Origin of the sequence: Nonomuraea rubra, assembly GCF_014207985.1 — a bacterium.
Classification (GTDB): domain Bacteria; phylum Actinomycetota; class Actinomycetes; order Streptosporangiales; family Streptosporangiaceae; genus Nonomuraea; species Nonomuraea rubra.
In genome coordinates, this window is record NZ_JACHMI010000001.1 from 12771599 (window position 1) to 12780081 (window position 8483).

The window sequence follows — 8483 nt, forward strand, 5'->3', positions numbered from 1 at the left end:
CCGGCTCAGCGGCGCCGCAGCCGCACCGGCAGCGAGGCCAGCCCGCGCAGCACCACGTTCTCCTTGTACGGCGGCGCGGGCTCGGCCAGCTCCATCCCCGGCGCCGCCGAGGCGAGGGCCGACAGCGCGATCTCGCCTTCCATCCGTGCCAGCGTGGCCCCGAGGCAGAAGTGGATGCCCAGCCCGAACGCGAGGTGCCGCTCCGGCGAGCGGGTCACGTCGAAGCGGCCGGGATCGGGAAAGACCGCCGGATCGCGATTGGCCGCGCCTATCACCGCCATCACGGGCGTGCCCTCCGGCACCGGCGTCCCGCCCAGCGACACGTCCTCCAGCGCGACCCTGCTGGTGAGCTGCACCGGCGGGTCGTACCTGAGCACCTCCTCCACGACCTCCCTGGGCCGCCGCGCCGCCTGCGCCAGCTGCCCGTGCCGGAGCAGGGCCAGGACGCCGTTGGCGATGAGGTTGACGGTCGTCTCGTGGCCGGCCACGAGCAGCAGCACACAGGTGGCCAGCAGCTCGGCCTCGGTGAGCTCCCGCACGCCCGTCAGCGCGCTCAGGAGGTCGTCGCCGGGCCGCTCCCGCCGGCGCGCGGCGAGCTCGCGGAAGTAGTCGCCGAACTCCCTTCTGGCCCGGCCGGTTTCCGATAAGAGGTCCTCTGTAAGCATCGGGTCAAGGCCGCGGGCAAGCTTCTCGCTCCAGCCGCGAAAGCGTTCGTGGTCCTCTGGAGGCACCCCGAGCATCTCGCTGATCACCAGGACCGGCAGCGGGTAGGCGAGCCCGGACACGAGATCGGCCTCGTCGGGCAGCTCGCGGATCAACGACGCCGCGATCGCCTCGACGCGCGGGCGCAGCCGTTCGATCATGCGCGGGGTGAACGCCCTGCTCACCAGGGCACGCAGCCTCGTGTGGTCGGGCGGGTCCAGCCAGAGGAACGATGCAACCGGCTGACCTGGGTCGGCGCCGTTCTGCCTGCCGGAGCCGCGGCCGAAGCGCGGGTCGCGGAGCAGGGTCGTGCACAGCTCGTGCGTGGTGGCGACGAGCAGACCCCCGCGCGTACGGAAGAGGGCGCCGCGCGCGCTCAGCTCCCGATAGCGGGAGTAAGGATCATGCAGAAATCCCCGATCGAACGGATCGAAACCCAGGACGTCGGCCGGGCTCAGAACCGCCGGATCCGGAGCGCCGGAAGGCTCCATGAGATCGCTCATCTTCGACTGATCGGTGCCGACATATCGCGAGTACGTCACATATTTCGGATCATGTCAATAGTGCTGGTCAAGCGCGCCGATTGTTATGCTTGACGACCTTTCCAGGATGCGTTTACCGTCTGCGAGGAGCGACTTCGGCCCGGTCATGAGGCCCAAGTCAGCTGTTGGGGGGGAGGGCTCCCGATGGATGTGCTCACTGAAGGTGTTGAGCTGAGCCATGCGGATCTTGCGTTGCTCGCGGAGCTGGCCAAGGGGGTTACGGTCGATCGGGTGGGCAGACGGCTGGATATCAGCGGGCGCACGGTGCGCAGGAGACTACGTGGCATCTGTGATCGCATCGGTGTCGCCACGGCGATCGAGGCCGTGGCCTGGGCGGCCCGCCGCCAGTTGATCTAGCGGCGAGCGGCCGTGGGGAGAGGGGCCCTGGATCGGCCGGCCCTGGTCGCCATAGGTCGGCATAGGTCGGCTCAGTCTGCGATGCGTACCGCACCGGCGAAGGGCCTGTTGGCGATCGAGGCGATCCGGACCACGTCACCGGTCCGCGGCGCGTGCACCATCATGCCGCCGCCCAGGTAGATGCCCACGTGGTGCAGGTCGCTGTAGAAGAACACCAGGTCGCCGGGGCGCATCTCCTCGCGTGAGATGTGCCTGCCCGCGGTCCACTGGCTGCCGGTGTAGTGCGGCAGGGAGATGCCGACCTTCTGGTAGGCGGCCATGACCAGGCCCGAGCAGTCGTAGGAGCCGGGGCCCTCGGCGCCCCAGACGTACGGCTTGAGCTGCTGCGTGAGCGCCCAGCGCGCGGCCTGGGCGGCCTTGCCGCTGCCGACGATCGGCAGGTTGACGCGCTGGGCCCGCGTGCCGGGCCGGCCCGCCTCGCCCAGCGCCCGCCTGAACAGGTTGCTCTCGACCTTGGTGACGAGCTTGGTGATCTTGTCGCGCTTCGTGTCGAGGTCGGAGACGATCTCCTGTACCTCCTCGATACGGGCCTGGGCGCCGGACCTGGCCCGCTCGGCGGCCTCCCTGGCCTGGGTGACCTGGGTGACCTCCGCGCCCTGCTGCTGTTCGAGCACGTCCATGGTGGCGGCCCGGTCGAGGAAGGAGTCGGGGTCGCCGGAGGTGGCGAAGGCCAGCATCCGGTTCAGCCCACCGGTGATGTACGCGTTCTCCGCCAGCAGCGCGACCTCCGCGCGCTTGGCCTCGAGATCGGCCTCACTGGTCGCCAGCGTCCTCTGCGCGGCGTCGGCGGCCTTCTTGGCCGTCTTGAGCTTCTCGCGCTGGCCGTTGTACTCCTCGGTCAGCGTCTCGATCTCGGTGTGCATCTTCTCGACCTGCTTGGCCAGGTCCTGGAGCGAGGGCTGGGGGTCCGCGGACGCCGAGCCGACGGGAATGGCGATCAGGAGAGCCGCGACTGTGAAACTCACCACACCGCCGAGCCGGCGTGATCGCCGGAGCCGTTCCTGAGGGCGGGCGTGCCTGCCCGCCGTCTTCCCCCCGCCGTTGCGCGTGCGCTCCACCAACCGAGCTCCCTTCCTCGACGCCTACCGGGTTAGCTGGCGGGTTCGGGCCGGAGCAGCCCTACCGAACAACTCGGATTCACCCCGAATGGCGGGCGATGGGGGTCGCCGCCGGTGGGTCCCCGGCTCCCCTCGCGGGGATTGGGCGTGTTCCTCGCGCGCGACACGCGGGGAACATCGTCGCTGGACACTAATGCACTCCGAGTTCGTGCTCAACCGGAACTGCCGAGTTCATAGAGGTTTCACAACCGAAGGGTCACAAGGTGATCTCGTGTCTGACCGGGCTGAACGGACTTTATGTCCGCTTCGTTGCTGCATCTGCCGGATGTGGGGAGCGTGCTCATATGGCCACCAGATGTAACAGGATGGGCCCAGAGATGGGAGTTAAGTCTGAGCCGTAATGACATCTGTACTCTGGAGAGCCATGGAGCAGGTGGCCGAACTGGCAACGTCCGAGACCGGGCCCGAGACCGCAGTGGTGGTCCGGCGTGCCCGCACGCCCGACGTCAGGACGGTCAGGCGGCTGGTCGACACCTACGCGGGCGCGGGCCCGCGGCTCCTGGAGAAGGCCACGGTCACCCTGTACGAGGACGTACAGGAGTTCTGGGTGGCCGAGCGGGGCGGGCAGGTCGTCGGCTGCGGCGCGCTCCACGTGTTGTGGGAGGATCTCGCGGAGGTCCGTACCGTGGCCGTGGACCCGGAGTGCCGAGGGATGGGCGTCGGCCATCGGATCGTCTCGGCGCTGATACAGCACGCGAAGGATCTGGGTCTGCGACGTGTATTCTGTCTGACTTTTGAGGTGGACTTCTTCGCGAGACACGGCTTTCGCCCGATTCAGGGCACGCCGGTCTCGCCCGAGGTGTACGCCGAACTGCTGGCCTCGTACGACGAGGGTGTGGCGGAGTTCCTCGACCTGGAACACGTCAAACCGAACACCCTGGGCAACACCCGCATGCTGCTCCATCTGACATCGGGTGACGCAGACCTTGACCAGATGGAAAGGTGATTGTTGATACCTATGTCGATACGTTGGGCAGCACAGGCATGTGTCCTGACACGTGCCACATGCGCACTCGAAGCGAGGTGACACGGTGAGCACCGGACAGCCGCCGTATCCACAGGACGATTCCGGCGAGAATTCCGCGCCCGGCACCCCTTACGGGCAGCAGAACACGGGCCGCCACCCCGGCGAGCCCGACCCGGACGTCACTGTGGTCGGCTACCGGGCGGACGACGCCTACGGCCAGCAACCCCAGTATGGCCAGCAGCAGGGCTACGGCCAGCAGGGTTACGGCCAGCAACAAGGCTACGGCCAGCAGCAGGGCCAGTACGGCCAGCAGCAGGGCTACGGACAGCAGGGCTACGACCAGCAACAGCAGTACGGCCAGCAGCAGGGTTACGGGCAGCAACAGCAGTCCCAGCCCGACTACGGCCAGCAGCAGCAGTACGGCTACGGCCAGCAACCCCAGTCGGGCCAGCAGCCCGGCTACGGACAGCAGCAGGGCCAGTACGGCCAGCAGCAGGGCTACGGACAGCAGGGCTACGACCAGCAACAGCAGTATGGTCAGCAACAGGGCTACGGCCAGCAGCCGCAGTCGGGCCAGCAATATGGGCAGCAACCCCAGTCGCAGCCCGGCTACGGCCAGCAGGCCGCCTACGGTCAGCAGCAGCAGTCCCAGCCGGACTACGGCCAGGCCCAGTACGGCCAGCAGCCGCAATCGCAGCCTGACTACGGTCAGCAGGGCGCCTACGGCCAGCAGCCCCAGTCGCAGCCGGACTACGGCCAGCAGGCCCAGTACGGTCAGCAGCAGGGCTACGGCCAGCAGGGCTACGGCCAGCAGCAGCAACAGCAGGGCTACGGCCAGCAGCAGGGTTACGGGCAGCAGCAGCCGTCCCAGCCCGGCTACGCTCAGCCCGGTTACGGCCAGCAGGGCTACGACCAGCAGCAGTTCGGCCAGCAGGGCTACGGGCAGCAGCCGCAGCAGTACGGGCAGGGCGGCTACGGCCAGCCCGGCTACGGGCAGCCCTACGGCCAGCCGGTCGGCGTGCAGCCGCCCGGAGCGCCGGCGCCGCTGGCGGAGTGGTGGCAGCGCCTGGTGGCGAGGATCATCGACGGTGTCCTGTTCGGCATCGTGCTGTTCGTGCTGACCCTGGTCCTCGGTATCTTCGCGCTGGCGAGCTACGACACCGCGACAGGCGCCGCCACTGGCTTCGCCACCTCGTTCCTGTACAACTTCCTCGTCGCGCTCCTCGCGACCGTGATCTACGTCGGCTACGACTTCCTCTTGCACAAGATGAAGGGCCAGACGATCGGCAAGATGGTCATGGGGATCAAGGTCGTACCGGTCGGGCAGGCGATGTCCCAGGGCGGCCTGGAGACGGGCCCGGCGCTCATCCGCGGCGCCGTGACGTGGGGTGGCTACATCCTCTACTTCGTGCCCTTCGGAACCCTGCTCGCCCCGCTGGTCTGCGGCCTCAACGGCGCCTCCCAGCTCTGGGACAAGCCGCTGCAGCAGACGTTCGCGGACAAGGCGGCGAAGACCGTGGTGGTGAAGATCAAGTAGTCCTCCCGAGACACGACATAGGGGCCGGCCTCGCCGGCCCCTATGTTTTGTGTGTGGACCTGTACCAGAATTAGTTAGCGACCCGAGCCCCCGACGACGCGAGGTGGCAGTTATGGCCGGGACGGCGCCGCGGACGGACGTGCTGCCCGCCGAATGGTGGGAACGCCTCGGCGCCCGGCTGATTGAAGCACTCGTGTTCGGGGTCTTCTATTACATTCTGTTCATCGTGCTGTGGGGCTTCTTCCGAACTGTCGGGATGGCCGAGGTCTTCGGCGGGCGGCTGCCGGGAGTCTTCGCGTGGCTGGTGGCCGGCCTGGCTTATGCGGGCTACGACTGGTGGGCGCATTCCCGGCGCGGGCGGACGTTCGGTAAGGCGATCATGAGGATTCGCCTGCTCCCTGAGGGGCTGCCGTCCCGGGTTCTGCTCAGGCGGACGCTGGTCTATCCCGCTCCGGTGATGCTGATGGGCATTCCGGTCGTGAATCTGGTGGCCGGAATGCTGCTGTTCGGGGTGGGGTTGCTCATCCTCATGGACAAGCCCCTGGAGCGGGGTCCACACGACCGGGCGGCGGGCACGAGGGTGGTTAAAGATCTTCGCTGAGCTGTGCGTACCAGCGGCGATGCCTTTTCGCAAAATTTTCGGTTGATCCGGTAAGGAGCCTGGAGAGACTGGCATTAGGCTATGGGGCGTCCGGGTTGCCGGATGTTGGCGCCCCTGCGGCACGCAGGGCATGTGTGTGGCGCTATGGTCGGTTACGGGTGGTTGCCGCCCTGGGTGTCATGTGGGAGCCGCGCTCCCCGTGGTCACGCTCCCAGCGCTTTTTGTGCCCCCGAAACCCCGCAAGCCGTGGAGGCGAGGACGAATGGAAGCCCTAACAGACGTATTGTCAGCGCTCATCCCCCCGGTCGTGGTGGGGGGTGCCTTCATCTTTGGCGTAGTGAAGTTGGTCCGATCCGAGGCGCTCGGGGGCCGGCGAAACCGCGAGGATCAGCCCGAGAGCCAGAACTGATCGGCTAGTCAGCCGAATCCCCGTAGCGCTGAATTGTCTCCACGCCTTTCCGGGTATATGTTTGGGCAGGCGAATGAAACAATGCTCCGCGAAAGGATTGCGTACATGGCCAAGCAGATCCAGGAGATTCTCATCGATGACCTCGATGGGGGCGAGGCCAATGAGACGGTCAGCTTCGCTATTGACGGCTCCACCTATGAGATTGACCTCAGCGACCTTAACGCCAAGAAGCTGCGGGACGCTCTCACGCCTTTCGTGCAGCATGCGCGCAGGGCAGGCGCCGTATCCCCGCGCCGGCGTGGCCGGGGCGGCAACCGCGCGATGAGCCGCGAGAAGAGCTCCGAGATCCGGCAGTGGGCCAAGGCTCACGGCCTGCCGGTCAGCGAGCGCGGCCGCATCGCCTCCACCGTCGTGGAGAAGTACGAAGCCGCCCACTAAGGGAGCCGGCTCTCGACCATGCGCTTATGATGCTCGCCTCGGACCCCGGCGACCGCCATAAGCGCATGATCGTTTCTGTGGCGTTCCAGAATGCGGGACGTTCCGGAAGTTGATCTCCTGATGCGCCCATATGCGGGCGTTTTGGGCGCGTGAGTGTGCCGCCCTGTCCATGGCGCCGTTTCATGTGATGGTGGCGGGCACGAATGCCGTGTGGGGCGGCCAGGCCTCATTCAACGTACGCGGGGTGCGTACGAACCGGGCGGCGGCCGCCCGCATTGGCCTGTGCGGCGGGCATTGCGGTTCGCGCGGAGCTTGTAGCCCGTCGCATCGAGTGCCAGGGATGCCGCGCCCATGGAACGGGCCATGCGGAAAAACCGTGTTCACTCGCTGTAACGCTTAAGCCGGGCTCCGGCCTGCCCGCCGCCACCGAAAACCTTGTCCCTGTGCGCATGTGGCGGCCCCGGATTACCGGCATCCCCTGGATGCGGCTAACCGGGCATAACCGGCAAGTGTCGGGCATGCCTCGCACAATGCCGGTTGTGGCAGCATCCACCCACAATGCCGTCACCCTGCGCCAGTACGGATTGGGATTCCACGCGGGGGGAATGCCAGTGGCTCCGGCTGTCATGCGGCGGAAGTCCCGGCTATGGCGCGGGTACCGTCCGGTAACCCGGCTGACCGGATGGCGGATTAGCGATTACCGTCTGTACGGGACTCGTACGCGACGGCGGCAGGTCAAGATCGTGAATTGTCGCCCGCTCACCGGTGTGCGGAAGGATGGGCGCGTTGACCGGTCTGTCCGACGCAAAGTGAGGAGCGGCGAGTTGTTCGAGAGGTTCACCGACCGCGCGCGGCGGGTCCTCGTCCTGTCCCAGGAGGAGGCCAGGGCGCTCGACCACCACCACATCGGCACCGAGCACCTGCTGCTCGGCCTGGTCCGCGAGGGCGAGGCCGTGGCCGCCAAGGCGCTGGAGGGCTTCGGCATCGGCCTGGAGGGTGCGCGCCGGCAGGTCGTGGAGCTCGCCGGCCGGGGCGAGACGGCCGCGCAGGGGCACCTGCCGTTCACGGCGCGGGCGAGCCGGGCCCTGCAACTGGCCGGCCAGGAGTCCCAGGACCGGGGCCTCGACTACATCGGCACCGAGCACCTGCTGCTCGGGCTCGTACGGGAGGGCACGGGCACGGGTGTCCAGGCGCTGGGCAAGCTCGGCGCCGACCTCGGCGCGGTCACGCGGGCCGTGGACGAACTCGTCGGGAAATACCGGGCTCCCCGCGCCTGAGCGTGCGGCGTTGTGCTCAGGGCGTAGCGTGCGCGCTTGGTCTTGCATCGAGCCGCGACATAAGATGATTACGTAATAGATACGGACGCGGCATCCCAGATGCAGGGGCGAAAACGGCGTCCCCGCGCCGGCTCCGCGCCAGGCGTCCGATGGACGATCCGTGTGGGTCCGCATGCGTCGCGGGCGGCCATTTCACAGCCGCTTCCGTGAGCGTCCTAAACATCGTTCGCTTGCGGCGTATCGGGAACACGTCACCCCCGAACAGTAGTTGGATGGAGGGTGAACGCCCTGCTCTCGGGGAACGTCTCTGCTATAGAGCGTGTCAGCGGCAGTGGGCACGGTTCGCCGAGCCAGGGCTAGCATGCGGGAGGACGGGACCGGATTTACCGGCCTGACTGACCGCTCTGTGAGGAGCGACGAGATGTTCGAGAGGTTCACCGACCGAGCGAGGCGTGTTGTCGTCTTGGCCCAAGAA

At 67.4% G+C, this 8483-nt stretch carries 7 protein-coding genes, 1 pseudogene and 1 riboswitch; of the genes and pseudogenes, 6 read left to right on the forward strand and 2 right to left on the reverse strand.

From position 1 onward, the window contains the following. Nucleotides 1-5: 5 nt before the first annotated feature. The gene (locus HD593_RS59390; RefSeq protein WP_246547333.1) at nucleotides 6-1205 is read right to left on the reverse strand and encodes a cytochrome P450; all 1200 of its coding nucleotides are present in this window, start codon (nucleotides 1203-1205) and stop codon (nucleotides 6-8) included. Nucleotides 1206-1388: 183 nt separating this feature from the next. Between HD593_RS59390 and HD593_RS59395 the strand changes: the two genes are divergently transcribed. Beyond that, the gene (locus HD593_RS59395) at nucleotides 1389-1601 is read left to right on the forward strand and encodes a LuxR C-terminal-related transcriptional regulator (protein WP_043615366.1); all 213 of its coding nucleotides are present in this window, start codon (nucleotides 1389-1391) and stop codon (nucleotides 1599-1601) included. A gap of 71 nt (nucleotides 1602-1672) precedes the next feature. Here HD593_RS59395 and HD593_RS64165 read toward each other — a convergent pair whose 3' ends face one another. After that, nucleotides 1673-2626 (reverse strand): C40 family peptidase, encoded by a 954-nt coding sequence (locus HD593_RS64165; RefSeq protein ID WP_312904425.1) that lies wholly within the window; start codon nucleotides 2624-2626, stop codon nucleotides 1673-1675. A 99-nt stretch (nucleotides 2627-2725) separates the two neighbouring features. Then, nucleotides 2726-2877: riboswitch (cyclic di-AMP (ydaO/yuaA leader) on the reverse strand. A 266-nt stretch (nucleotides 2878-3143) separates the two neighbouring features. On the opposite strand from HD593_RS64165, the gene HD593_RS59405 reads away from it, so the two are divergent. The 5 genes and pseudogenes from HD593_RS59405 to HD593_RS59425 form a co-directional block, all read left to right on the forward strand. Continuing rightward, nucleotides 3144-3725, forward strand: coding sequence for an amino-acid N-acetyltransferase (locus HD593_RS59405; protein ID WP_185111568.1), 582 nt, complete (start codon nucleotides 3144-3146; stop codon nucleotides 3723-3725). A gap of 85 nt (nucleotides 3726-3810) precedes the next feature. Continuing rightward, a complete protein-coding gene (locus tag HD593_RS64935) occupies nucleotides 3811-5283 on the forward strand; it encodes an RDD family protein (protein WP_185111569.1) in 1473 nt (490 codons plus the stop codon). Between the two features lie 112 nt (nucleotides 5284-5395). Then, nucleotides 5396-5884, forward strand: coding sequence for an RDD family protein (locus HD593_RS59415; protein WP_185111570.1), 489 nt, complete (start codon nucleotides 5396-5398; stop codon nucleotides 5882-5884). 514 nt (nucleotides 5885-6398) lie between these two features. Then, nucleotides 6399-6731: a histone-like nucleoid-structuring protein Lsr2 gene (locus HD593_RS59420; protein WP_080047412.1), complete on the forward strand. Its 333-nt coding sequence runs from the start codon at nucleotides 6399-6401 to the stop codon at nucleotides 6729-6731. Between the two features lie 824 nt (nucleotides 6732-7555). Further along, nucleotides 7556-7993 (forward strand): annotated as a pseudogene (locus HD593_RS59425) (Clp protease N-terminal domain-containing protein); the annotation flags it as partial. Nucleotides 7994-8483 lie beyond the last annotated feature (490 nt).

Coding starts and splice junctions, on each gene's coding strand:
- HD593_RS59405 (WP_185111568.1), top strand. CDS start 3,144: ATGGAGCAGGTGGCCGAACTGGCAACGTCCGAGACCGGGCCCGAGACC.
- HD593_RS59390 (WP_246547333.1), bottom strand. CDS start 1,205: ATGAGCGATCTCATGGAGCCTTCCGGCGCTCCGGATCCGGCGGTTCTG.
- HD593_RS59420 (WP_080047412.1), top strand. CDS start 6,399: ATGGCCAAGCAGATCCAGGAGATTCTCATCGATGACCTCGATGGGGGC.
- HD593_RS59395 (WP_043615366.1), top strand. CDS start 1,389: ATGGATGTGCTCACTGAAGGTGTTGAGCTGAGCCATGCGGATCTTGCG.
- HD593_RS59415 (WP_185111570.1), top strand. CDS start 5,396: ATGGCCGGGACGGCGCCGCGGACGGACGTGCTGCCCGCCGAATGGTGG.